The 24,674-nt window shown below is 71.9% G+C and carries 20 protein-coding genes and 1 pseudogene; 11 read left to right on the forward strand and 10 right to left on the reverse strand.

Annotated features, from left to right (window positions below; genetic code table 11):
- The first annotated feature begins 75 nt into the window (after positions 1-75).
- Together metK and QMK28_RS14780 are read left to right on the forward strand one after the other, a co-directional pair.
- Positions 76-1,368 (forward strand): methionine adenosyltransferase, encoded by a 1,293-nt coding sequence (metK, locus tag QMK28_RS14775; RefSeq protein ID WP_326437946.1) that lies wholly within the window; start codon positions 76-78, stop codon positions 1,366-1,368.
- Positions 1,368-1,571, forward strand: a complete 204-nt coding sequence (locus QMK28_RS14780) for an acyl-CoA carboxylase subunit epsilon (RefSeq protein WP_326437948.1) — start codon at positions 1,368-1,370, stop codon at positions 1,569-1,571. The genes metK and QMK28_RS14780 overlap by 1 nt, the downstream gene beginning before the upstream one ends.
- A 167-nt stretch (positions 1,572-1,738) precedes the next feature.
- Here the strand turns inward: QMK28_RS14780 and QMK28_RS14785 are convergent, their stop codons facing one another.
- Positions 1,739-3,772: a serine hydrolase domain-containing protein gene (locus tag QMK28_RS14785; RefSeq protein ID WP_326437950.1), complete on the reverse strand. Its 2,034-nt coding sequence runs from the start codon at positions 3,770-3,772 to the stop codon at positions 1,739-1,741.
- Between the two features lie 227 nt (positions 3,773-3,999).
- Between QMK28_RS14785 and QMK28_RS14790 the strand changes: the two genes are divergently transcribed.
- The 3 genes from QMK28_RS14790 (at position 4,000) to QMK28_RS14800 (ending at position 6,371) form a co-directional block, all read left to right on the forward strand.
- Complete coding sequence (locus QMK28_RS14790; protein WP_326437952.1) at positions 4,000-5,310, forward strand: sensor histidine kinase; 1,311 nt, start codon at positions 4,000-4,002, stop codon at positions 5,308-5,310.
- Entirely contained in the window at positions 5,274-5,921 is a 648-nt protein-coding gene (locus QMK28_RS14795; RefSeq protein WP_326437954.1) for a response regulator transcription factor, read from the forward strand. The genes QMK28_RS14790 and QMK28_RS14795 overlap by 37 nt, the downstream gene beginning before the upstream one ends.
- Positions 5,922-6,068: 147 nt before the next feature.
- Positions 6,069-6,371, forward strand: coding sequence for a hypothetical protein (locus QMK28_RS14800; protein ID WP_326437956.1), 303 nt, complete (start codon positions 6,069-6,071; stop codon positions 6,369-6,371).
- Positions 6,372-6,495: 124 nt separating this feature from the next.
- Here the strand turns inward: QMK28_RS14800 and cydC are convergent, their stop codons facing one another.
- The 4 genes from cydC to QMK28_RS14820 form a co-directional block, all read right to left on the reverse strand.
- Positions 6,496-8,319, reverse strand: a complete 1,824-nt coding sequence (gene cydC, locus QMK28_RS14805) for a thiol reductant ABC exporter subunit CydC (protein ID WP_326437958.1) — start codon at positions 8,317-8,319, stop codon at positions 6,496-6,498.
- A gap of 120 nt (positions 8,320-8,439) precedes the next feature.
- Complete coding sequence (cydD, locus tag QMK28_RS14810; RefSeq protein WP_326437960.1) at positions 8,440-10,230, reverse strand: thiol reductant ABC exporter subunit CydD; 1,791 nt, start codon at positions 10,228-10,230, stop codon at positions 8,440-8,442.
- 70 nt (positions 10,231-10,300) lie between these two features.
- Complete coding sequence (gene cydB, locus QMK28_RS14815; RefSeq protein WP_326437962.1) at positions 10,301-11,317, reverse strand: cytochrome d ubiquinol oxidase subunit II; 1,017 nt, start codon at positions 11,315-11,317, stop codon at positions 10,301-10,303.
- A gap of 150 nt (positions 11,318-11,467) precedes the next feature.
- A complete protein-coding gene (locus QMK28_RS14820) occupies positions 11,468-12,739 on the reverse strand; it encodes a cytochrome ubiquinol oxidase subunit I (protein WP_326437964.1) in 1,272 nt (423 codons plus the stop codon).
- A 297-nt stretch (positions 12,740-13,036) separates the two neighbouring features.
- Here QMK28_RS14820 and QMK28_RS14825 point away from each other — a divergent pair, with 297 nt between their 5' ends.
- From QMK28_RS14825 to QMK28_RS14835, 3 genes are all read left to right on the forward strand, one after another.
- Positions 13,037-13,936: a LysR family transcriptional regulator gene (locus QMK28_RS14825; RefSeq protein WP_326437966.1), complete on the forward strand. Its 900-nt coding sequence runs from the start codon at positions 13,037-13,039 to the stop codon at positions 13,934-13,936.
- Between the two features lie 429 nt (positions 13,937-14,365).
- Positions 14,366-14,689, forward strand: coding sequence for a 2Fe-2S iron-sulfur cluster-binding protein (locus QMK28_RS14830; protein WP_326437968.1), 324 nt, complete (start codon positions 14,366-14,368; stop codon positions 14,687-14,689).
- 80 nt (positions 14,690-14,769) lie between these two features.
- Positions 14,770-15,990: an NAD(P)/FAD-dependent oxidoreductase gene (locus QMK28_RS14835; protein WP_326437970.1), complete on the forward strand. Its 1,221-nt coding sequence runs from the start codon at positions 14,770-14,772 to the stop codon at positions 15,988-15,990.
- A 29-nt stretch (positions 15,991-16,019) separates the two neighbouring features.
- Here the strand turns inward: QMK28_RS14835 and QMK28_RS14840 are convergent, their stop codons facing one another.
- Positions 16,020-17,045 carry a LysR family transcriptional regulator gene (locus tag QMK28_RS14840; RefSeq protein WP_326437972.1) on the reverse strand — a complete coding sequence of 342 codons (1,026 nt, stop codon included), beginning with the start codon at positions 17,043-17,045 and terminating at the stop codon, positions 16,020-16,022.
- A 112-nt stretch (positions 17,046-17,157) separates the two neighbouring features.
- Here QMK28_RS14840 and QMK28_RS14845 point away from each other — a divergent pair, with 112 nt between their 5' ends.
- Together QMK28_RS14845 and QMK28_RS14850 are read left to right on the forward strand one after the other, a co-directional pair.
- On the forward strand, positions 17,158-17,853 hold the full coding sequence (locus QMK28_RS14845) for a type 1 glutamine amidotransferase domain-containing protein (protein WP_326437974.1): 696 nt from the start codon (positions 17,158-17,160) through the stop codon (positions 17,851-17,853).
- A gap of 63 nt (positions 17,854-17,916) precedes the next feature.
- Complete coding sequence (locus QMK28_RS14850) at positions 17,917-18,732, forward strand: TetR/AcrR family transcriptional regulator (RefSeq protein WP_326437976.1); 816 nt, start codon at positions 17,917-17,919, stop codon at positions 18,730-18,732.
- Here QMK28_RS14850 and QMK28_RS14855 read toward each other — a convergent pair.
- From QMK28_RS14855 to QMK28_RS14865, 3 genes are all read right to left on the reverse strand, one after another.
- The gene (locus tag QMK28_RS14855) at positions 18,718-19,158 is read right to left on the reverse strand and encodes a phosphotransferase (RefSeq protein WP_326437978.1); all 441 of its coding nucleotides are present in this window, start codon (positions 19,156-19,158) and stop codon (positions 18,718-18,720) included. The two genes, QMK28_RS14850 and QMK28_RS14855, sit on opposite strands and share 15 nt — an antisense overlap.
- 196 nt (positions 19,159-19,354) lie before the next feature.
- Positions 19,355-19,621 (reverse strand): DUF7848 domain-containing protein, encoded by a 267-nt coding sequence (locus QMK28_RS14860; protein WP_326437980.1) that lies wholly within the window; start codon positions 19,619-19,621, stop codon positions 19,355-19,357.
- A 182-nt stretch (positions 19,622-19,803) separates the two neighbouring features.
- Entirely contained in the window at positions 19,804-21,975 is a 2,172-nt protein-coding gene (locus tag QMK28_RS14865) for an MMPL family transporter (RefSeq protein WP_326437982.1), read from the reverse strand.
- Positions 21,976-22,328: 353 nt separating this feature from the next.
- Here QMK28_RS14865 and QMK28_RS14870 point away from each other — a divergent pair.
- Positions 22,329-23,234, forward strand: a pseudogene (locus tag QMK28_RS14870) (alpha/beta hydrolase); the annotation flags it as partial.
- A 150-nt stretch (positions 23,235-23,384) separates the two neighbouring features.
- Here the strand turns inward: QMK28_RS14870 and QMK28_RS14875 are convergent.
- Complete coding sequence (locus QMK28_RS14875) at positions 23,385-24,629, reverse strand: globin domain-containing protein (RefSeq protein WP_326437984.1); 1,245 nt, start codon at positions 24,627-24,629, stop codon at positions 23,385-23,387.
- Positions 24,630-24,674 lie beyond the last annotated feature (45 nt).

The following is a 24,674-nucleotide window of genomic DNA, read 5'->3' on the forward strand; positions in this document are numbered from 1 at the left end:
CCGGGCCGGCCCCGGGCCCACCGGGGCCCACCCCCCTTCCCCTTCCGCCGTCCGTCGCCCCGCGAGGAGCTTGCGATGTCCCGCCGCCTGTTCACTTCCGAATCGGTCACCGAAGGCCACCCCGACAAGATCGCCGACCAGATCAGCGACACCGTCCTGGACGCCATGCTGGCCCAGGACCCGCACGCCAGGGTCGCCGTGGAAACCCTCATCACCACCGGTCAGGTGCACATCGCGGGCGAGGTGGCGACCACCGCGCGGACCGACGTCGCCGCCCTCGCCCGGCAGTGCGTCCTGGACATCGGCTACGACAACTCCAAGAAGGGCTTCGACGGCGCGACCTGCGGCGTCACGGTCTCGCTGGGGGCGCAGTCGCCGGACATCGCGCAGGGCGTCGACTCCGCGTACGAGGCCAGGACCGGTGCGTACGAGGCCAAGTCCGGGGCGCACGAGGCAAGGACCGGTGCGCACGAGGCCAGGACCGGGGCGCATGAGGCCAGGACCGGACAGGACGTCGACGAGCTGGACCGGCAGGGCGCCGGCGACCAGGGCCTGATGTTCGGCTACGCGTGCGACGACACCGCCGAGCTGATGCCGCTGCCGATCACCCTCGCCCACCGGCTCGCCCGGCGGCTCACCGAGGTGCGCAAGAACGGGACCGTGCCGTATCTGCGCCCGGACGGCAAGACGCAGGTCACCATCGAGTACCTGGGCAACCGGCCGGTCCGGCTGGACACCGTCGTGATCTCCAGCCAGCACGCCTCCGACATCGACCTCGCGACGATGCTGACGCCCGACATCCGCGCGCATGTGGTCGAGCCCGAGATCGCCGCGCTGCACGCGGAGGGCATCAGCCTCGACACCGAGGGTGTCCGGCTGCTCGTCAACCCGACCGGCCGCTTCGAGATCGGCGGCCCGATGGGCGACGCGGGACTCACCGGCCGCAAGATCATCGTTGATACGTACGGCGGCATCGCCCGGCACGGCGGCGGCGCGTTCTCCGGCAAGGACCCCTCCAAGGTGGACCGTTCCGCCGCGTACGCGATGCGCTGGGTCGCCAAGAACGTGGTGGCCGCCGGGCTGGCCCGGCGCTGCGAGGTGCAGGTCGCGTACGCCATCGGCAAGGCCGAGCCGGTCAGCCTGTTCGTCGAGACCTTCGGCACCGCCCGGGTCGCCGTGGACCGCATCACGGCCGCCATCGGCCAGGTCTTCGACCTGCGTCCGGCCGCGATCATCCGCGACCTCGACCTGCTGCGCCCGATCTACGCGCGCACTGCCGCGTACGGCCACTTCGGCCGCGAGCTGCCCGAGTTCACCTGGGAGCGCACCGACCGCGCGGCGAAGCTGCGCGAGGCCGTCGGCGTCTGATGGCCGACGCAGCGGCGGGGGCCGCGTTCCGGGTCGTCAAGGGAGACCCGGATCTCCAGGAGCTGGTGGCACTGACCACGGTGCTGCACGCGCTGTCCCAATGGCCCGCCCAGTCGCCGGAGGTGGCCCGCGACCTCGCGACCTGGTGCCGCGACCGCACGGGGCCGCACCAGCCCGCGGGGTCTTGGCGGGGGACGCGTTGAGGTTGTCGGGGAGTGGGGGTGCGGTGCGCGGGACCACCCGAGACGGGGCCGCCCGCCACGAGGGTTCGTGGCGGGCAGCCCCGCTGTCGGCGCTGTCGGCGTCGCGTACGGGCTTGCACCCGGCCCCGCACCCGGCCCCGCACCCGGCCCCGCGGCCGGCGCGCCCGTCAGCCGACCAGGTGATACGCCCCGGCGACGGCCAGGAAGAGGACCGAGGCCAGCGCCGTGGCGGTGTACTGCACCCGGCCCGCCCAGCCCCACCAGTGACGCCGCCAGGCGAGGACCGCGCAGACCAGCACCGCTCCCGTGGTCGCCAGCGCGGCCAGGATCAGCGTGGGCACCACGGTCAGCAGCGGCGAGTCGCCGAGGAAGACCGTCTGGTTCAGCGCGTTGGGGTCGGCGACGAGCATCGCGAAGCAGCCGGTGGCCGTGGCCAGCAGGGCTCCGGTGCACCAGGCGAGCAGCCGGGCGAACCGGGCGCCGGGCGTCCAGACCGGGGCGGAGCGGCTGCGACGCACCATCGCGCCGACCGTCCAGCCCAGCACGGACAGGATCAGCACGGCGAGGCTGCCGAGCAGCAACTGCTGGTGCAGCGAGGGGGATTCGTACCAGGCCAGCCGCTCGTAGGCGACGGTCGGGTCGGAGTCGAGCTGGAGGTCGCCGTTCTTGAAGGCGATCCGGTCCTGGCCGCCCTTCTCCTGGAAGACGCCGGGTCCGACCCGTACCCAGTGCTGCTCGGACACGTCCGGGTCGCGGGTGAGCGGCCCGGTGGTGGTCAGGGTGCCGTTCGAGGCGGCGCTGACGTGCACCGAGCTGGTCAGCGCGGCGGCGCGGGTCAGGTCGGACTGGCTGGTGCGGGTGGAGCGGTAGTCCCCGGCGAATGCTTCGGCGTCGCTGCCGGACTTCGGGGTGAGCGCCGCGGTGGACTTGCCCGTCGCGGCCCGGTCGGCTCCCGCGCCCGCGGCCTTCTCCGGGCTCCGCTCGGCGCTCTTCTTCGCCGCGCTCCCGTAGTAGTGGTCGCTGACGGCGTTGACCAGCTCCTGGCCGGCGAACGAGGCGCGGCCGTCCTCGCCGTCGCCGTTGTAGACGACGTAGACGCCGGTGTTCCGGTCGGGGAGCAGCGCCAGGTTGCCGTGGAAGCCGGGCACGTCACCGTCCTTGACCAGCATCCGGTGGCCGTCGCGGCGGCGCTCCTCCAGGATGTAGCCGATTCCGGACATCCGGGGGTCGTTGCCGAACTGGCGCTTGTGCATGGCCGCGTTGGACTTGGCGCTGAGCACCCGGTGGCCGTCGATCCGGCCGCCGCCGAGCTGGGCGCGCAGCAGCCGGCCCATGTCGGCGGCGGTGGTGACGGCGCCCGCGCCGGTCGGCGACCAGGCTCCGTACTGGCCGCGCGCGGCCTGCTGCCCCTTGCCGTCGGGCCGGTAGCCGCGGGCCAGGCCGGCGTCGACGCGGGCGGGGTGCGGCTGGGCGAAGCTGGTGCGGTTCATGCCCAGCGGGCGCAGGACGTGCTGCTGGAGGTAGCTCGCGAAGGGCCGGCCGGAGACTTCTTCGACGAGGTAGCCCGCGAGCGCCACCCCGTAGTTGTCGTAGCTGGCGACCGTGCCGGGGGCCCGTACGCGCCGCGGCTGGTGGGCGGCGAGGCTCTCCCCGAGGCTCTCGGAGCGCTCGGGGGAGGCGCTGGCGCGGCCGATGATGCTGTTGTCGAAGCCGGCGGTGTGGGTGAGCAGATCGGCGACGGTGACCGGCTGGCCCGGCCAACTGTCCTTGATTTTGAAGGACTTGAGGTAGCGGTTCACGTCGGCGTTCAGGTCCAGCTTGCCGCGCTCGGCGAGCTGGAGGACGGCCGTGGCGGTGAACACCTTGGCGTCCGAGGCCATGAAGAAGCCCGTACGGTCCGCGGTGACCGGGGTGTCGCGCCCGATGTGGGCGACCCCGTATCCCTTGGCCAGAACCTGCCGTCCGCCGGACACCACGACGACGGCGGCGCCGGGGATGCGGTACTCCTTCAACTGGCGCTCGACGACGCCGTCGACCAGCGCGCCCAGCGACTTGGGCCGCTGCGGGGGCGAGGGGGACCGGGAGCTCGCCACGGACTGACCCGCGAGGGCCTGCCCCGCTGTCCCCAGCACGGCCAGGACGACCATGGCCACGCCGAGGAGCGCGGATGCCACCGTGACCAAAATCCGTCGAGCTGCCATCTTCCTGCTCCTTCATCGGCGTTCGGGGGTCCGTCGGGGGTCCGTCGGGGGTCCGATGCCAACAAGTCAAAGCTCTGCGGCGGGATCTTCACATGGTGTTGTGTGGCGTCTTGAGGGGACTTGACTACACCCCCGATCGGGGACGGGAGTCCAGTGATCGAACGGGCGCGCCGCAGCAGACTGAGTGCCATACAGCGGCGAGAGACCGCTCAACGAGGGGATACGGGATGAGCATCGTGAGCAGCGGCAGCGTGAGCACCGGGAACGACGGGAACGGCCGCCTGACCGGAGGCGTCCGGGGCATGGGCCGCGGGCTGGCGCTGGCCGCGCTCGCCCCGGTGGAGCTGGTGCTCTTCACCGTGATGGTCGTCGCGATCTCGCTGCTCAGCGTGGGCCTCGGCCTCTTCCTGGTGCCGGCCGTCGCCATCGCCGTCCGCGGTACCGCGAACCTCACCCGTGGCCTCGCGCACCGCTGGTCGGGCGTCGGCATCCCCGAGCCGTACCTGCCCCGCCCGCGGACCGAGCCCGGCCTCAAGGGCCAGGTGCAGCGCACCCAGTGGGTGCTCACCGACCAGGCGACCTGGCGGGATCTGGCCTGGATGCTGGTCAACCCGGTCGTCGGTCTGGTCATGCTGCTGCTGCCGCTGGCCCTCACCGCCTACGGCGTCTTCGGCCTGCTGATGCCCTTCCTGTGGGAGTCGATCTCGGACGCCGGGGGCAACAACTGGTACGGGATGATCAAGGTCAGCGGCGAGGGCACCGCGCTCGCCGCCGCCGCGCTCGGCGTCCCGGTCCTGCTGCTCGGCCTGTTCATCGCCCCCGCCCTGCTGAAGCTGCACGCGTCCTTCGCGCACACCCTGCTGACCCCCACCGAGGTCTCCCAGCAGGTCCGCCACCTCACCGAGAGCCGCAGCGACGCCGTGAACACCTCCGCCGCCGAACTGCGCCGCATCGAGCGGGACCTGCACGACGGCGCCCAGGCCCGGCTGGTCGCGATGGGCATGAACCTCGGAGTGGCCGAGCGGCTGCTGGAGAAGGACCCCGAGGCGGTCCGCGCCATCCTGGTCGACACCCGGCAGGCCTCCGCCAACGCCCTGACCGAGCTGCGCGACCTGGTCCGCGGCATCCACCCGCCGGTGCTCGCCGACCGGGGCCTGGCCGACGCGGTCCGCGCCCTCGGCATGGACAGCCCGCTGGACGTCGAGGTCAACGCCGAACTGCCGGGCCGCCCCGAGGCCCCGGTCGAGTCCGCCATGTACTTCGCGGTCTCCGAGGCGCTGACCAACGCGGCCAAGCACGGCTCGGCCCAGCGGGTCACGGTGGAACTCTGGCACGAGGACGGCCGGTTGCGGACCCAGGTCACTGACGACGGCGACGGCGGCGCCGACCCCTCGCGCGGCACCGGCCTGCGGGGCATGGAGCGCAGGCTTGCTACCTTCGACGGAGTTCTGGCCGTCACCAGCCCGGTGGGCGGTCCGACGACACTGACCATGGAGCTGCCGTGCGTGTTGTCCTCGCCGAAGACCTCTTCCTGCTGAGAGATGGTCTGGTCCGGCTCCTCCAGGCGTACGACTTCGAGATCGTCGCCGCGGTGGACACCGGACCCGACCTCCTGCAGGCCCTCCTGGAGAAGCGTCCGGACGTGGCAGTCGTCGACGTACGACTGCCCCCGACCTTCACCGACGAGGGCCTTCAGGCCGCTCTGCGGGCCCGCCGCGAGATCCCGGGACTGCCCGTTCTGGTCCTCTCCCAGTACGTCGAGCAGCTGTACGCCAAGGAACTGCTCGCGGACGGCACCGGCGGCATCGGCTATCTGCTCAAGGACCGCGTCTTCGACCCGGACGAGTTCGTCGACTCGGTCCGCCGGGTCGCCGCCGGCGGCACCGCGATGGACCCCGAGGTCATCGCCCGCCTTTTCACCGGCGCCTCCGCCGGCCGCGTCGACCCGCTGGCCCGCCTCACGGCCAGGGAGCGCGAGGTGCTGGGCGTGATGGCGGAGGGCCGCTCGAACGCGGCGATCGCCGAGCGGCTGGTGATCACCGAGCGAGCGGTCATCAAGCACACCTCCAACATCTTCACCAAGCTCGACCTGCCCCCGTCGGACGATGACAACCGGCGGGTGCTGGCGGTTCTGGCGTCGTTGAAGTAGGGGTGCCGGGCCGCCTGGTGGTGGACCTGCTCGCGCCGGACAATCTCGGCCCTCGCGCCGACCTCACGACCACTCCGCCCGGCCGCACCCTGGAAGTCCCCGGTGGTCGCCAGGCCGCACATCGAACAGAATCGGTCCGTGTGCTAGTTGGGTGACCGCATCGGCACCATTCGCCGTCCCAGCTTGCTGGGCGCCATCGTGGCGAAGGCGGCCGCGACGGGCATCAAGACGGCACCGCCGGACCGGCACTATCGGGACCTCGCGTTTCTGCTGTCTCTGCCTGCCGATCCATTGGAGCTGCGGGATCAGCTCGACAGGAGCGACCGGAAGAAGCTGGCGTTGGCCAAGGCCCTTCATGATCCGAACCACGTCGCCTGGCGTCGGCTCGTGGACACGGATGCCCGCTTGGAGGGGCAAGCGGCATACGCCCTGCTGGCGCCCGCGCGTTGACGCCGAGTCGATGCCGCTCATCCCGTTCGGCCGGACGGCCATGGCCGGAGCGGCGAGCGAGGAACGGGGCGCGAGGCGCGGGGAACGGGGCGCGGGGCGCGGAAAACGGGGCGCGGGGCGCGGGCTACTGGAGACCCGCTCCGATATACCCCGGCCGGGACAGCAGCTCGCTGTGCGTCCCGCGCTGGACGACGCGGCCCCCGTCCAGCACGATGACCTCGTCCGCCGCGGCGAGCCCCGCCGGGCGGTGGGTGACCAGCAGGGTCGTACGGCCCCGTGTCGCGTCGAGCAGATCGGCCAGCACCTCGTCGGCGGAGTCGGGGTCGAGTCCTTCCGTGGGCTCGTCCAGCAGCAGCACCGGCGGGTCGGCGAGCAGGGCGCGGGCCAGCAGCAGGCGCTGGCGCTGGCCGCCGGACATCGACGCGCCGCTCTCGCCGAGGACGGTGTCCCAGCCGTTCGGCAGCGACTCGATCCAGTCGAGCAGCCGGGCCCGGCGGGCCGCCGCGCGCAACTCCTCGTGGGTGGCGTCCGGTTTGGCCAGCGCGAGGTTCTCCCGGACGGCGGCGTGGAAGACGTGCGCGTCCTGCGTCACGCCGGTGATCAGCCGCCGTACGTCGTCGCCGTGGCAGGCCCGCAACTCCACGCCGCCGACCGTGACGCTGCCGCTCTCGTAGTCGAGGAAGCGCATGAGCACGGCCAGCAGCGTGGACTTGCCGGAGCCGCTGGCCCCGACGATCGCGACCCGGCGTCCCGGCTTCAGCGTCAGGTCGATCCCGTCGAGGGCGGCCGGGGCGTCGGCCCGGTGCCGGGCGCGCAGGCCGGAGATCCGCAGCGCGACGGGCGGCTCGCCCGGGGAGGCCGGCTCCGCGGGTTCGGCGACCGGCGGCTCGGCGTCCAGCAGGGCGGACAACCGCCGCGCGGAAGCGCGCGTTTCGGCGAACCGGCGGGCCGCGGCGGGCAGCGGAGCCAGCGCTTCGAATGTGGTCAGCGCGAGCACGGCCAGTACGGCCAGGTGGACCGCCGGCAGCTCGCCCGCCGCGTGGGCGCGCAGCGCGAGGAGGGTGACGACGACGGTGGTCAGGCCCTGAAGCAGCAGCACGGCCGAGGTGGCGAGCCCGGTGCTGAGCGCCTTGCGCCGCTCCAGCCGGGCGAGCCCCGCCCCGGCCCCGCTCGCCTGCGCGAGCGCCTCGCGGGCGGCCCCGAACGCGGCCAGGTCCGCCGCGCCCTGCGTCAGATCGAGGGTCCGCGCCGCCAACGCCCCGCGCGCCGCCTTCTCCTCGCCGCCGCTGCGCCCGGAGAGCGCGAACGTCATTAGCGGCACCAGCGCCCCCGCGAGCAGCAGCCCGACCGCGAGCGCCGCGCCCGCCGAGGGCAGCAGCCCCACGGACAGCCCGGTCGCCGTCGCCGCGACCGCCCCGGCCACGGTCGCCGGGACCAGGATGCGCAGCAGCAGGTCCTGCGCCGCGTCCACGTCGTCGACGAGCCGGGTGAGCAGATCGCCGCTGCGGAAGGCGGGCGTCCCGGCGGGCGCGAGCGGCGCCAGCGCCTCGTACACCCGGGTCCGCAGCCCGGCCACCGCCGAAAGCACCGCGTCGTGGCCCAGCAGCCGGTCGGCGTACCGCAGGACTCCCCGCCCGATGGCGAGCGCGCGCACGGCGACGATCGCCACGGCCACGGCGGCCAGCGGCGGTTGCTGGGCGGCGCGCGAGATCAGCCAGGCGGCTGTGGCCATCAGCGCCACCGCTGCCAGCTCGGCACAGGCCGCCGCTGCGGCGGCTGGCAGCAGCCGCCGCCAGTACGGGGCGAGCAGCTTGAGCAGACGCAGGGTCGGGTGCCGGGGCGTGCTGCGGGCCGCGCGGTCGCGGGCCGCCGGGGTACGGGCCAGCGCTGTACGGGCCACTGCTGTACGGGCCGCCGACGCGGGGGCTGTCGTCTGCTGGACCAGCATGGAGGGCTCCTGAGTCGGGGGCACGGGAATGGGGGACGGGGGGATGGGGGAGGGCGGCTTGCGCGAGCCGATCCGTGACGCGTGCGGAGCAAGGGGGCGATCAGGGCCGGCCCTCAGACGTCAGGCGCGGCTGTCGATGAGGGCGGGTCCGGGCCGCGCCGACCCCTCGTACAGCGCCTGTTCGGCCTCCGCGACCCGTTCCGCCTCCGCGACCCGTCCGCCGGTCACCGTGACGACCCGGTCCACATGCGGCAGCAGCGCGGGGCGGTGCGCGACCACGATCGCGGTGCGGCCGGCCATCAGCCGGGCCGAGGCTTCGACCACCGCGGCCTCGCTGTACGGGTCGAGGTGGGCCGTCGGCTCGTCGAGCAGCAGGAGCGGCGCGTCCCGCAGGAAGGCCCGGGCGAGCGCGATCCGCTGGCGCTGCCCGGTGGAGAGCCCCGCGCCGCGCTCGCCCAGTCCGGTCGCGTAGCCGTCCGGCAGCTCGCTGATGAAGGTGTCGGCGGCCGCGGCGCGGGCGGCCTCCCGTACGTCCTGGTGCGAGGCGTCCGGCCGGCCGAGCCGGATGTTGTCGGCGACGGACGCGGCGAACAGGTGCGGGCGCTGGGGCACCCAGGCCACCTGGGACCGCCAGCCGTCCGGGCTCAGGTCGGCGAGGTCCACGCCGCCGACGAGCACCCGGCCCGCCTCGGGGGTGACGAAGCCGAGCAGCAGCGCGAGCAGCGTGGACTTGCCCGCCCCGCTCGGCCCCACCAGGGCGAGCCGCTCGCGCGGGCGGACGTGCAGCGACACCCGGTCGAGCGCCGCAGCGTCGCGGGTCGGATAGCGGGCGGTGACGTGCTCGAAGCTCAGCCCGGTCACGCTCGGATCCGGTACGGCGAGCCGGGGCCGTACGGCGGGGCGCGGAGCTTCCCGTACGGCATGGGCGGCGGCGGGAGCGGCATCGGCCCGGACGCCAGCAGCCGTCCCGCCACCCCCCGCCTCGTCGTCCAGCACCGCGAACGCCCGTTCCGCCACCGCGACGCCCTCCGCGCTGTCGTGGAAGGCGGCCCCGGCGGCGCGCAGCGGCAGGTACGCCTCGGGGGCGAGGAACAGGACCAGCAGCGCGGTGTGGAGGTCCACCCCGCCCTCCATGAGCCGCAGTCCGATCGGGACCGCGACCAGGGCGACGGACAGCGTGGCGACCAGTTCGAGCACCAGCGAGGACAGGAAGGCGACCCGCAGGGTGCGCAGGGTGGCCCGGCGGTACGCGTCGGCCATCGTGTGCACGACGCCCGCCTGGTGGTGGGCCCGGCCGAAGGCCCGCAGGGTGGGCAGCCCGGTGACGACGTCCAGGAAGTGGCCGCCGAGCCGGGACAGCAGGCCCCACTGCCGGGCGGTGCGCGCGCCGGTGTGCGCGCCGACCAGTGCGCCGAAGACCGGGATCAGCGGCATGGTCACGATGATGATCACCGCGGAGGTCCAGTCGGCGACGGCCAGCCGGGTGATGACGACGAGCGGCACCACCGTCGTCGCGATCAGCTTGGGCAGGTAGTTGGTGAAGTACGGGTCCAGCGCGTCCAGTCCGCGAGTGACCAGGGTGGCGAGTTCGCCGTGCCGCCAGCGGGCCAGCCGTACCGGCCCGAGCCGCTGCGTGCGGCCCACCAGCCGGTCGCGCAGGTCCGCCTTGACCGCGGCGGCGGCGCGGGCGGCCAGGACCGTCTGCCCCCAGGCGAGCAGCGCCCGCAGCACGACGACCGCGCCGAGCGCGAGCAGCAGCCGGGAAAGGGCCGCGCTGGACGCGTCGCCGGTGAAGCCGCCCGCGAGGACGGCGGCGAGCAGTCCGGCCTGGGCGACGACGACGACGGCGGACGCTACGGTCAGGGCCGTGGTCGCGAGCAGGTGCCGGCGCAGCGCCGGTACTTCGCGCATCAGGCGGCGCTGGGTCGCGCGCGGACTCGGGGACTGCCGCTCGGGGGAAGGAGGCATCAGGGCACCAGCCTCAGAAGTAGGTGGGGGTGCGGTGGTCGACGCGGCCGCGGAAGACCCACCAGCTCCAGAACTGGTAGGCGACGATGACCGGGATCAGCACGACCCCGAAGCCCATCAGCAGCCCGAGCGTGGCACCGTCGGCCGCGCCCTCGGCGACCGTCATCCCGAACCGTTCGGCCTCGGTGGAGACCAGGACGTACGGGTACTGGGCGGCCCCGATCAGCAGCACCGGCAGCGCCGCGGCGCAGCAGGTGGCGGCGAACGCGCTCCCGGAGCGGCCCTTGGCCAGCGCGAGCCGGGCAGCGGCCAGGGCCACCAGCAGGGCGGCCACGAGCAGCGTCGCGACCAGCGGGTTGGTCACCGCGTCGGCCCCGCCGCCGGCCACCGCCGCGAGGAAGGCCAGGGCGGCGCTCGCCATCGCGGTGGTCGACAGCGCCTTGGCCAACGCCCCTGCCTGTACGGCGAGTTCTTCGGTGGAGCGGAGGGCGAGGAACGCCGCTCCGTGGGCGGCGAAGAGCGCGGTCGTCGTCACCGCGCACAGCAGCACGAACGGGTCCAGCACGCTCGACCAGCTGAGCGTGAACGACCCCTCCGCGCCGCGCGGCACGCCGCTCAGCAGCACGCCGACCACCAGGCCCCAGACGGCGGCCGGCAGGACTCCGCCGACGACGACCAGGACGTCCCAGACCCGCCGCCCGGACGTACCGCCCGCGCGGCTGCGCAGCTGTACGGCGGCGTTGCCCACGACGAGCCCGACCAGCAGCAGGACGATCAGCGGGAACAGCCCGGAGAGCAACGTCCCTTCCAGGAAAGGAAAAGCGCCGAACAGCACTCCGGCGAAAGCCACCAGCCACACTTCGTTGCCGAGGAAGAACGGGCCGAGCGCGGCCATCGTCTTACGGCGCCCCGTTTCGTCGCGGCCCAGATACGGCTGGAGCATCTGTACTCCGTAGTCGTAGCCGCCGAGCACGAAATAGCCGCCCAGCAGGAACCCCAGCAGGGCCAGCCATGCGATTTCCAGACTCATGACTCTCGCACTCCTCTCGTATTCATGCGTGGTCGGGGATTCCGAATGGGCTGTGTTGTCCGGGGTGTCCGGGTGTCCGGGCTATCCGAGCTGCCGGGAAATCTGCCGAACCCGGTGAATCTGCCGAATCCCCGAATCCGCCGTCTCGCGTCAGAAGGTCGGTACGGTCTGTTCGACCGGCGCCGGCCGGAGCGGCTCGGAGGCGCCCAGCTGGGCGCCGTCCGGCCCGCGCCGGGCGAAGCGGGCGATCAGCGTCCAGTTGGTGACGGCCAGCGCGATGAAGACGCTGAGGAAGGCGGTGAACGACATCACCATCTGGCCGGTGCTCACCGACGACATCGCGTCGCCGACCTTGAGCTGTCCGTAGACGATCCAGGGCTGCCGGCCGCCCTCGCGGAACAGCCAGCCGCCCACGGATGCGATGAACGGCACCGGGATCAGCGCGACCATCAGCCAGGCGACCGGGCGGTAGCGCACCAGCCAGTCCCGGAACAGCAGCAGGAAGGCGACCACGGTGACGATGGAGATCGTGTAGCCGATGTTCGTCATGACGTCCATCGCGTCGCCGATCCAGGACGGCGGAACGTAGTCGCCGGGTCCGTGGTCGCGCACCATCTGGGCTTGCAGTGCGCCGACCCCGTCGTTCTCCAGCGCGGCCAGCTTCATCGGCTGCGTTTTGCCCAACTCGGGCCACTGGAGGTCGCCGACGCTGATCACTGCCCAGCTCGCGGGGGCCGCGACGAGCAGTCCGAGCCGCATCGAGCGGCGGAAGAACTCGCGCTCAGAGGTCCGCTTGGCGAAGTGGTAGGCGCTCACCCCGGCGACGAACATGCCGCCGGTCATCAGCGCCGCGATGGCGATGTGGAAGAACGCGATGATCGCGCTCGGGTTGGTCAGCAGCGCCCCGAAGTCGGTGAGGTACGCGACGCCGTCGCGTACTTCGGCCCCGACCGGGTTCTGCATGAAGCCGTTGGCGACCAGAATCCAGTACGCGGAGGCGTAGGCGGTCAGCGCGACCAGCCAGATCAGGGTCACATGGACGGCCTTGTGCAGCCGTCCCCAACCGAAGATCCACATTCCGAGGAAGGTGGACTCGGCGAAGAAGGCGATCAGGGTCTCCAGCGCCAACGGGGCGCCGAAGACGTTGCCCGCGAACTTGCTCAGCCCGCTCCAGGACAGGCCGAACTGGAACTCCATGACCAGGCCGGTGACGATGCCCACCGCGTAATTGATCACGTAGAGCTGACCCCAGAACTTGGTCATCCGCTCCAGAACGGCCCGCTTGGCGGGATCCCGGGTCAACGCCGAGCGGGTGTGCATGATCGCCACCAGGGGAACCAGGCCCATGGTGAGGATGACGAACAGCCAGTGGATGCCGGTCGTGCCGGCGAACTGCAGCCGGGCGATGTCCAACGCGTCCATGACTTCACTCCCCTCACTCGTCGTTTCGCTGCGTCGTGCTGTGGTCTGTCGGGGGTCTGTGGTGGGTCTGTGGTCTGTCGTGCTGCTGGTCTGTGTCGCTCTTCTGTCGGATGCCGTGCGGCCGATTCGCGTGTGCGGTCATCCGTCCCGGGGGTCCGGGGCCGATGGCCGAGCGGTCGCAACGATGACGCTAGGGGAGTTCTTTCATGCTTTCCAAGACCAATTTCGCCATGTCATCATGACTCCAGAGGCATAAGCCGGGCCGCCGGAGCGAGCCGGAGAGTTGGAGAGACACCCATGGACCTGCTGGCACTGCGCTACTTCCAGACCGTCGCGCGCCACGAGCACATCAGCCGCGCTGCCGACGAACTGCACGTCGCGCAGCCCTCGGTGAGCCGGATGATCGCCCGGCTCGAAGCCGAACTGGGCGTCTCGCTCTTCGACCGGCAGGGCCGCCAAGTGCGGCTCAACCGCTACGGCACCGCCTTCCTGCGCCGCGTCGACCGCGCGCTCAGCGAGCTGGACGACGCGCGCCGCGAGATCGAGGACACCGCGGGGCTGAGCCTGGGCACCGTCTCCGTGGCCGCCGAAACGCTGCTCACGCTCACCGGCCTGCTCGCCAACTTCCGCACCGAGCACCCCGGCGTCGGCGTCCGGCTCTTCCAGTCCTCGGCCGAGGCGATGGTGCGCCAACTGCGCAGCCGCGAAGTCGATTTCTGCGTGGCCTCGCAGCCGCTGGCCGGCCCCGCGCTGCGGTCGGTCGAGCTGGTCCGCGAGGAGGTGCTGCTCGCGGTGCCGCGGGACCACCCGATGGCGAGCCGCGAGCGCGTCTCGGTCGGCGAGCTGGCAGGGGAGCCGTTCATCACCACCCGGCCGGGGCACTGGCAGCGCGCGCTGCTCGACAAGCTGTTCACCGACGCGGGGCTGAAACCCCTGATCACCTGCGAGGGAGACGAGCCCGGCGCCACCCAGGACCTGATCAGCGCGGGCCTGGGCGTCGGACTCATCCCCGCGATGTCCCGGCAGGCCGCCACGCACGCCCCGGTCGCCTGGCTGCACCTCGACGCGCCCGACTGCTACCGCACCCTGACCCTCGTCTGGCGCGAGGACGGCTACCTGTCCACGGCCGCCCGGCAGTTCCGCGAGCTCGCGACCACGCGCCTGCTGCTGGTCCACCGGAATGCATCGACTCGCTGATCGGATGCTCGGCTCGCTGAGCGAATCCTCAACTCCTGGAGCGGATCCTCAACTTGTGGAGCAGCTCGTGGAGCAGAAAGTCCCGGTGTTTGCTACGCTCCCCGATATCGCCAGTCCCACAGGCCGAGGACGTCGCGTTCTTGCCGGCCGTGATCGTGAAGGCGATGAAGTCGGGGGCGTTCGTCTCCCCCAGTTCCGCATCAAATAGCAAGACGCACGCCGTGACATCCGTCTCGAATGATCCGGCCGATTCCCTTTCGCAGCACCAGTTCGTTCGCATTCCACCGACTGTCGCGCTCCGGCCTTGCCGCCCTGCCGCGCCCTTCGCGCACTGAATTCGGCGTGACTTCCGGCAGGGGCTTACGCGTTGAGCCCGGGACTCGCGAGCCCCCGCTTCCCATTTCTCCCCTTCCGCTGAGGAGTACTTCCATGCCCAAGATCACCTACGTCAGTGCCGCCCAAGCCGTCCAGACGATCGACGTCCCCGTCGGCACCAGCGTGATGCGCGGAGCCGTGTCCAACGACATCGACGGCATCGTCGCCCGCTGCGGCGGCAACGCCCAGTGCGCCACCTGCCACGTCTTCGTGGACCCGACGAACGTCGACCAGTTGGAGCCGATCCGTCCCAACGAGGAGGAGATGCTGGAGTTCACGGCCTGCACCCGCGAGGAGCACAGCCGGCTGAGCTGCCAGCTCGAAGTGACCGAGGCGCTCGACGGGCTCACCGTGCACCTCCCGGACCGGCAGATCTGATGGGCCGGGCAAGCGAGACAGGACAGACGGGGCAGGCAGCGGATTCGGCCCTGCCAGGCCCGTCGGGCGAGACCGTCATCGTGATCGGAGCCGGCCAGGGCGGCTACCAGACAGCGTCCTCGCTCCGCGAGTCGGGGTTCACGGGCCGGGTGCTGCTGGTCGGGGACGAGCCCGGTCTCCCGTACGAGCGCCCCCCGCTGTCCAAGGCGTACCTCTCCGGCACGCTGGACGCGGAGAAGCTCCAGCTCCGGCCGGGCAGCTACTACGAACGCAACACGATCGAGCTGGTCAACCAGCGGGTCAGCCGGATCGACCGGCAGGCCCGTACCGTCCGGCTCGCCGACGGCGGCACGCTCCGCTACGACCACCTCGTCCTCGCCACCGGGGCCCGCAACCGGGTGCTGCCGATTCCCGGCAACGACCTGGCCGGAGTCGTCCCGCTGCGCACCCGGCAGGACACCGACCTGCTGCGGAGTTCGCTGGTGACCGCCAAGAACGTGGTCGTCGTCGGCGCGGGCTTCATCGGGCTCGAATTCGCCGCGATGGCGAACAAGCTCGGGCACCTGGTCACCGTGGTCGAAGCGCTGGACCGCCCGATGGCGCGGGTCGTCACGCCCTCGACGGCCGGCTACTTCACGGCTCTGCACGAACAGCACGGCAACCGCTTCGCGTTCGGACGGGGCGTCGCAGCCTTCCACGGAGACGGCGCGGGGCGGGTGACCGGGGTGGAGCTGGCCGACGGTACGCGGCTGGCGGCCGATCTGGTGCTGGTCGGCGTCGGGGTCGCCCCGGACACCGAGCTGGCGCGGCTGGCCGGGCTCGACGTGGACAACGGCGTCGTCGTCGACGCGCATCTGACGACCAGCGATCCGGCCATCTCGGCGATCGGCGACTGCGCGTCGTTCCCCAGCGTGCAGACCGGCGCGCGGGTCCGGCTGGAGTCGGTGCAGAACGCCGTCGACCACGCCCGCTGCGTCGCGACCCGGATCACCGGGGAGCGGCGGCCGTACGGCGACCTGCCGTGGTTCTGGAGCGACCAGTTCGCCTCGACCTTGCAGATCGCGGGGGTCGGGGACGGCCATGACACGGCGGTGCCGCTGGGCGACGCGGGCGGCGCGTTCTCGGCGCTGCTCTTCCGCGACGGGCGGCTGGTCGCGGTGGAGTCCGTCAACCGGCCCGGCGACCACATGGCGGCCCGGCGGCTGCTGGCCAACGGATGCGGGCTGAGCCCGCAGGAGGCGGCGGGGGAGGGCTTCGCGCTCAAGGCGTACCTCAAGGGACTCGCCGCCACGCCCGTTTGAGGCCGCATCGCGGCCCCGTCCGTACCGCCTCACCAGTCGCGGGCCACGCTCAGCAGATGGTCGCGGACGAGGGCCAGGTGCGGGTTGTCGGAGGGGCCGGGGCGCTGGGCGAGGTAGCCGGTGTTGATGGGGGGATCGTCCGGGGTCAGCAGCGCGACCAGCGCGCCGGCGGTGAGCTCGGCGTGGCAGAGGTAGCGGGGGAGCACGGTGACGCCGGCCCCCGCGACCACGGCGGACAGCACACCCCGCAGGTCGGGCACGACGACCGCCGCCGGGCCGGCCAGCCGCACGCCGAAGACGTGCCGCCAGTAGCGGCGGGCGATGGGCAGGTCGTCCGCGTACGTCACCAGCGGCACCCCGCGCAGCGCGGCGGAGCCCTGCGCCGCGACCCGCTCCACACCGATCCTGGCCGCCCACGCCGGCGACGCGACCAGCACGAATTCCTCGTCCATCAGCGGTACGGAGACCAGCGCCCGGCCGCGCGGACGGATGGTGGAGAGCACCAGGTCGTGGTGGCCCGCGCGCAGCCCGTCGAGCAGGCCGTCGGTGAGCCCGGTGGTGATCCGCAGCCGCACGCCGCGCTCCACGAGGGGGGCGAGCGCGGGCAGCGCGCGGACGCAGAGCAGCTCGGCCGGACCCGCGAGATGTACGGGTTCGGTGGCGGCGGCCACGCCCGTACGGCCCCGGTCGGTGACCGCCTCCAGCGCGTCCAGCGGGGCGGCGACCTGGGCCGCGAGGTCGTCGGCGACCGGGGTGGGCGCGACGCCGCGCGGCAGCCGTTCGAACAGCTCGCGCCCGAGTTTCTTCTCCAGGGCGCGGATCTGGGTGGTCACGGTCGGCTGGGACAGGGTCAGCAGCCGGGCGGCGGCGGTGAACGATCCGGCGCGGTGCACGGCGAGGAAGGTCCGCAGCAGGGTGAGGTCGAGCGGCGAGGCGGAGCCGGCTCCGCCGATTCCCTCGATTTCCCCGAGTCTCCCGCTTGCTCCGCTTGCCTCGATTCCGGCGTTCGGGAGGGGTGCCCACCCGTCCCCGCCATTGGATTCCCTATGCCTCATGATGGTGAGCCTATTGGATCTCAATGGCAGGGCGGCCTACGTTCGAGAGCGTCAACGAAATGACGCTTTGCGTGCGAAACGTCAGAGCGTCGCCCGTGGAGAGAGAAGTGACATGGCCAAGATCCTGTTCGTGATGACCGGTGCCGACCAGTGGACGCTGGCCGACGGCAGCAAGCACCCCACCGGCTTCTGGGCCGAGGAGGCCGTCGCCCCGTACCGCGCCTTCACCGCCGCCGGTCACGAGATCGTCGTCGCCACGCCCGGCGGCGTCGTCCCGCCGCTGGACAAGGGGAGCCTCGCGCCCGAGCTGAACGGCGGCCAGGAGGCGGCGGACGCGATCGCCGCCGAGCTGGCGTCGATCACCGCCATCCAGCAGCCGATCAAGCTCGAAGAGGCCGACCTCGCCGACTACGCGGTGGTGTTCTACCCCGGCGGCCACGGCCCGATGGAGGACCTCGCGGGCAACGCGGACTCCGGCCGCCTGCTGACCGCCGCCCTGGAATCCGGCAAGCCGCTCGCCGTGGTCTGCCACGCCCCCGCCGCGATGCTCGCGGCCAAGCGCGCCGACGGCTCCTGGCCGTTCGCCGGCTACCGGCTCACCGGCTTCACCAACGCCGAGGAGACCCAGGCGGGCTTCGCCGACAAGGCCCAGTGGCTGCTCCAGGACCGGCTGGTCGAGCTCGGCGCGGACTTCCAGGAGGGCGAGCCGTGGGCCCCGAAGGTGGTCGTCGACCGCAACCTGTTCACCGGCCAGAACCCGGCGTCGTCCGCTCCGCTGGCGGCCGAGGTCCTCAAGGCGCTGAACTGAGCACCTGATGGACACCCGCTGATGGGCAGCACGTGATGGGCACCCCTTGATGGACACCCCCTGATGGACATCGACCGACCCGACCGGGATCGACGGAACCCGGACCGGGACCGACCGGACCGGGACCGACCGGACCGGGACCGACCGGACCGGGACCGACCGGACCGGGACCGACCGGACCGGGACCGACCTGGCCGGGACCGGGACCGGCAGACCGAGGTGCTCGACGCGACGTACGCCTGCCTGACCAGGTACGGCGTACGGCGCACCACGATGGACGACATCGCCACCGCCATGGGGGTGTCCCGCTCAGCGGTGTACCAGTACGTACGCAACAAGGACGACGCCTTCCGCCGCCTCGCCGAGCGCCTGCACACCCAGGCGCTCGCGCGGGCCCGATGGGAGGCAGCGGCCGACGCCCCGCCCGCCGACCGCGTCCACGGCATTCTGTCGGCCAAGCTCGACCTGGTGCTGGACCTCACCGGGGACTCCCCGCACACCGTCGAACTGCTGGACGAGAAGGCGCGGCTGTTCGGCGACATCTGCCATGGGTTCACGGCGGATCTGCGCGGGTTGCTGATGGAGGTGTTCGCGGAGGCGGGGCCGGGGGCGGCGGTGGCGGGGGCCGCCGGGGCTGAGGTCGCAGCGGCGGCTCCCTCGACGGCTGCTCCCAACGCGGCGGCCGACCCGTCCACCCCCAGCGCCCGCGCCACCGACCCCGGCACGGCTGCCGACATCTGCATCGCGCTGGTCCTCGGGTTGGAATCCACGCAGCAGGGCGCGCGCCTGCTCCGCCCCGCGACGGATGCGCTGCTGGCGGGGCTGCTGGGAGGCGGCGACACGGACGGGGCCGTTCGAGACCGTTCAGCGGGGGCTTGAGCGCCTGCGCCGGGGCACGGGGGCCTCATGCGGGAAGTCGAGCAAGTGCCGGAACCGGGCGTTACTCCGTTCTGCGTCCTTCTCGCCAACGGTTGCCGTCCAGTGCCGGCACGTGGCGTTCACGAAGGTCTCAACGGCCGTCGGGTCTGCCTGCCGCCAACTGGTGAAACCGCTCAGCCATCCCAGCGCGTCGGCGGGTGATTGCCCGTAGCTCAGCAACCATGTAGCTAAATAGGCGGCGTCCACCCACGCGGGGCCGATTGCAGGCATGGCCCAATCCACTGCGTAAGCGTCTCCATCCGGGCTGCCAATCATGACGTTGTGCGGGTTGGCATCCGTGTGGAGAAGGTGCGAGCCGTTGAGTGGGTTCCTTTCCCTTGGGGTTCGATTCTCTTGCCGACCCGTTCCTACCGTCCATCTGGCCAATCAGGGAACGGCCGGAACGGGGCTAAACCCGCCCCTGCCGAGGTTCCGAATCGAAGGGGAGCCTCGATATCGGGTCGTCCGACAGGGACGGAGATGGGGGCTATCTCGTGGTGCTCAGGGCCCAGCGCACGAACACGCAGGCCCCGCCGACCATAACGATCATGAGTACGCCCCGTGAACCGGGACAGTAACCGCGTCACGCCTTCACCCGCGCCACGCGCGCCGGTTCAAGCTCAAACGGGGCCATGATCGCGAAGTCCGTGAAAGTCCGGCGGTAGTTCTGGTGCCGGGTCTCTTGGGTATGGCGTCGCATCCACTCTTCAACACGCGCCGGTTCGGTGTACGTTCCCGACTTCTCACCACACGACTCCTCGTCACCGGACACGCATTCGATCGTGTATTCCGGCAGGGCTTCGAGATCTTGAAGGGTGGTGAACGGGATGTAGCGCATGATGGCGCGCATCAGCAACCCCCGTTCCGGCTACGTTCATTCGTGACGCGCAGACGCGCGCTGAGGACTTCGGCTTGGCCTATATACATCCACTTCCGCCGTCACGGCCAACGGCCTCTGCCGCCCACGCGGGATGCGGGGCGGCAGAGGCCGTGTGCTTGCTGTGCCGGCTGGTGCTGGCGGGGTGTTCCCGGTCAGACGCGCTCGGGCACGTGGTCCGTAGTCGTAGTCGCCGCCGGCGGCGGCACCACTGCCGCCGCATCGACATCGTCACTGACACGGACATCGCCGGCGTCGTCGACCGAGTCGTCGACGCGCGAGAGGTGGCCCGGCCACCAGAAGCGCCGGCCGAGGTCCAGCGCGAGGGCCGGAACGAGGACGGTGCGTACCAGGAAAGTGTCGAGCAGGACGCCGACGCCGACGAGCACGCCCATCTGGGCCATGGTCACCAGCGGCAGCACGGCGAAGACCGCGAAGGTCGCCGCGAGGACGATGCCCGCGCTGGTGATCACACCTCCGGTGCTGGTCAGGCCCTTGATGACGCCCTTGGCGTGGCCATGCAGCCCGACTTCCTCCTTGACCCGGTGCATCAGGAAGATGTTGTAGTCGATGCCGAGGGCGACGAGGAAGACGAAGCCCAGGAGCGGTATGCCCCGGTCGACGCCCGCGTGGTCCAGGACGTGCTCGAAGAGCAGGTTCGAGGCGCCGAGCGCGCCGAAGTAGGAGACCACGACGGTCGCGAGCAGCAGCAGCGGCGCGACGAGCGCGCGCAGCAGCAGGATCAGCACGAGCAGGACGACGAGCAGCACGATCGGGATGACGACGTTCTGGTCCCGTACGGCGGCCCGCTGGGTGTCCAGGTTCTGCGCGGTGGAGCCGCCGACCCGAGCGTCCGCGCCGGAGACGGCGTGCACCTTGTCGCGCAGGGCGTCCACGGTGTCCTTGGCGGCCTGGCTGTCCGGGGCGTTCTTCAACACCACGGAGATCTCGGTCAGTCCGCCCTGGGGCGAACGGCCGACGGCGGTGGCCGAGGCTACGCCGGCGGTGTCTTCCGCGGCCTGTGCGACCCGGTCCGCGGCGGAGGTCTCGACGACGATCTTCGCGGGGTCGGACGCGCCGGAGGGGTAGTGCTGGGACAGGCGGTCCTGGGCGACGACGGACTCGGGCTTGTCCTGGAACTGCTCGGACTGCCGCAGCCCCATGTTCATGCCGAACGCGCAGAGCGCGAGCGCGCCGGTGACGCCGAGCGAGATCATCCACGACCAGCGCGGACGCTTGGAGACGGCGGCCCCGATGCGCTCCCAGGTCGTCCGCTCGGCGCGCGGCGCGGTGCCGAAGTGCGGCACGAAGGGCCAGAAGACCCAGCGGCCGGCGATGACGAGCAGGGCCGGCAGGATCGTGACCATCGCGAGGAAGCCGCAGATCACACCCACCGCGCCGACCATGCCCATGGAACGCGCGTTGTTCATGTCGGCGACGGCCAGGCAGGCCAGGCCCACCGCGACGGTGCCCGCGGAGGCGAGGATCGCCGGGCCGCTGCGGCGCAGCGCGACCTGCATCGCGGTGTGCCGGTTCTCGTGCCGGTGCAGTTCCTCGCGGTAGCGGGCGATCAGCAGCAGCGCGTAGTCGGTGCCGACGCCGAAGACGAGCACCATCAGGATGCCGGCGCTCTGCGGATCGACCGGCAGATCGGCGTACTTGGCGAGCAGATAGGTGCTGACCTGCGTGAGCACGGTGGCGAAGCCGACCGAGAGCAGCGGGAAGAGCCACAGGATCGGGCTGCGGTAGGTGAGCAGCAGCAGGACCGCGACGATCAGGCCGGTGGCGATCAGCAGCGTCGAGTCGAGGCTGTCGAAGACCTTGGTCTGGTCGATCAGCGAGCCGGCCGGTCCGCCGACCTCGATGTCGAGTCCGGGCGGGGCATTGGCCGCGGCGGTGTCGCGGATCTCCTCCACCTTGTCGCTGATGTCGTCATCGTTGGCCAGCGGCACGACGAGCATCAGGGCTTTGCCGTCATCGGAGGCCACGGCCGGGGCCACCTGCTCGCCCTTGGGCGCGTACGTGCCGAACGCGCCACGGTCCGACTGGGCCTTGGCCCGCTCCGTGCCGGTGATCGCCCCCTCGCCGCTGTAGACGATGACGGCCGGCATGAGCGCGTCCTTGCGGAACTGCTCCAGCTCCGTGTTGACCTCGGTGGACTCGGCGCTGTGCGGGAGGAAGGCGTTGGCGCTGCTGTCCGAGACGTCGCCGAGCTTTCCGGCGAGCGGGCCGAGGGCAATGGCGATGATCAGCCAGGCGGCGAGCACGAACCATTTGCCGCGTCGGCCACCGGGCGCGGCGGCCGGCCGTTTGATCCACGCGGGCATGGGTTGTCTCCTTTTGCTGGGGATGTGTTCTGCGAGGGGCTCGCTGGGCTGCGCCGCTGCTTCGACGGAGGGCCGCTGTGACCCGGCACGGTCTTCCGGGTTCTTCCGGGTTGCCTTCCAGCAACTGAACGCGGACCGTGGCTGGTTGCTCGTACCGCTCCGCGCGGGTCGCACGGGTTACGGGTCGCGCGGTCGCGCGGGTCGGCCCAGGTTCAGGTGTAGCGCCGACGGCTAATGAGGCTCTCGCGGGCGGGTGGAGCGGGGTGCGGGTCGCGGGCGAGCGGGGTCGCGATCAGGCCCGACTCAGCCAGGCCCTCGCCGGCCGGAGTCGGGCAGGGAGTCGGGCAGGGAGTCGGGCGCTGGGCGAGGAGAAGCTGTCGGCCTGGGGGTCCTCGTACGGGACCTATGCAGGGGCCGTGTACGCGCAGAAGTACCCGCGGCACACCGACCGTTGGGTACTGGACAGCAGCGGCGACCCCGACCCGGACCGCGTCGCGCGGGGCTGGCTGGCGAACATGTCGGCGGCGGCGGACGACCGGTTCCCCGACTTCGCGAGCTGGGCGGCGGACCCGGCCCGGAAGGACGGGGGACTGCGGCTGGCTGAACGCCCCAAGGACGTACGCCCGTTGTTCCTCTCCCTCGCGGCGAAGCTGGACCGCGAGCCGAGGGAATCGACGGTGCCGGGCGTCCCGCTGACCGGCAACCGGCTGCGCCAGGCGCTCCAGAACGCCCTGTACAGCGACGCCTCCTTCCCCGGCCTGGCCCGTCTCATCCAGTCGGCCCAGTCCCCGACCGCCGAGCCGGACCTCCCCGGCGACATCGCCCATGCCTTGCCTGACGAGGCCGCGGCGGTCGTGATGGCGACGGTCTGCAACGACGTGCGCTGGCGCGGCACGGTCTCCTCGCACCAACGCGCGGTGACCACCGACCGCGCCCGCCACCCGCTCACCGCCGGCATGCCGGTGAACATCACGCCCTGCGCCTTCTGGAAGAACGCACCGAAGGACCGGCCCACCCGGATCACCGCCGACGGCCCCTCCGACATCCTGATGATCCAGAGCCTCCGCGACCCCGCCACCCCGTACTTCGGCGCCCTGAAAATGCGCGGGGCCCTCGGTGACCGGGCCCGCCTGATCACGGTGGGCCATGGCGGACATGGCGTCTACCTGGGCAACGGGAACGCTTGCGGCGACCGCGGGGTCACGGAATTCCTTACGGCAGGGGTGCGGCCGGAGCGGGATGTGCATTGCGCGGACTGAGCGGGCGGGGGCCGGCGAGAGGCGTAGCCGGCCGTTCCCGGCTGGTCGCGCGCTCGGTCAGAGGCCGCCGGGACAGGTGCCCACGTCGCTGCCCGCCCGGCCTGCCGTCGCAGTGCTCGGGTGCTCCGTCGTACACGAACCCGCCACCGATCACGCGTCGACGGTCGCCTCTCGCCCCAGCCACAGATCCGGCCCGAAGACCTCGTAATGGATGCGCGAAGCGTCCACGCCCCGTGCCAGCAGCTGAGCTCGGACCGCCCGCATGAACGGCAGCGGCCCGCAGAGATACGCATGGACGCCGTCCGGCAGCGGGACCTCGGCGAGGTCGACGAAGCCGGCCAGGTCTTCCGGGGCCGCCCCGTCCGGCTTCTCGTACCAGAAGTGGGCTCGCCCGTCCGCGAGCCGCCGGGCCAAGTCCTTCTGCTGGGTGCGGAGGGCATGGTCGGCCGCCGTCCGGTCGCCGTGGACGACGGTGACCGCGCCGCGGTGCCCGTCCAGCGCCAGCTGTTCCAGCATGGCGAGCATCGGAGTGCAGCCGATTCCCGCGGAGGCGAGCAGCAGGGGCGCGGCGGTGTCCTCGATGACCAGGTCGCCGTACGGCGCGGACACGTCGAGCGTGTCCCCCTCGCTGACGTGGTCATGGAGATGGTTGGACACCTCGCCGCCCGGGCCGCTGCTGCTGGCCGAGCCACTGCCGTCACCGCCGCCCCGAGCCCGCTTCACGGTGATGTACCGGACGTCGTCCGTCCCCTGATCGGCGCGTGAGAGGCTGTACTGGCGTATCTGGCGTGCCCCGTCCGGCAGTTGGACCCGTACGGAGACGTACTGGCCGGGCCGGAAGCCCGGAGCCGTGCCGCCGTCGGCGGGGGTCAGTGCGAAGGTCGTCACATCGTCGGTCTCCCGGGTGCGGGCGACGACGGTCCATGTTCGCCAGGTGTCGCCGATGAGCACCCCGTGCTGGGCGTAGAGGCGTCGCTCGATGCTGATGAGGCTGTTGGCCATCAGCCAGTACACGTCGTCCCACGCCGCGGCCACTTCGGCGGTGAAGGGAGCGCCGAGCACCTCGCCGACGGCCGCCATCAGGTGTTCGTGCACCACTGGGTACTGCGCCGGGCGGATGCCGAGGGAGGCGTGCTTGTTGGCGATGCGGCCGAGGAGTGCGTCGGGCCGTTGGTCCGGATCGTCCACCAGCATGCCCGCGAAGGCCGCGAACGCGCCGGCCAGCGCCTGCTGCTGGGTTCCGACGGCTTGGTTGCCGCGGTTGAACACGTTGCGCAGCAGTTCGGGGTGAGCTGTGAAGAGCCGGGCGTAGAAGCGCTCGGAGATTTCTCTCAGGGAGGCTGCCACCGTGGGGAGGGTGGCACGGACGACGACCATGGACGCATCACTGAGCACGGGCACTCCTCGTCAATATTATTCATTTGACATGCATGTTTTTGG

The sequence above is a fragment of the Streptomyces sp. H27-D2 genome (genome assembly GCF_035828615.1).
Lineage (GTDB): Bacteria > Actinomycetota > Actinomycetes > Streptomycetales > Streptomycetaceae > Streptomyces.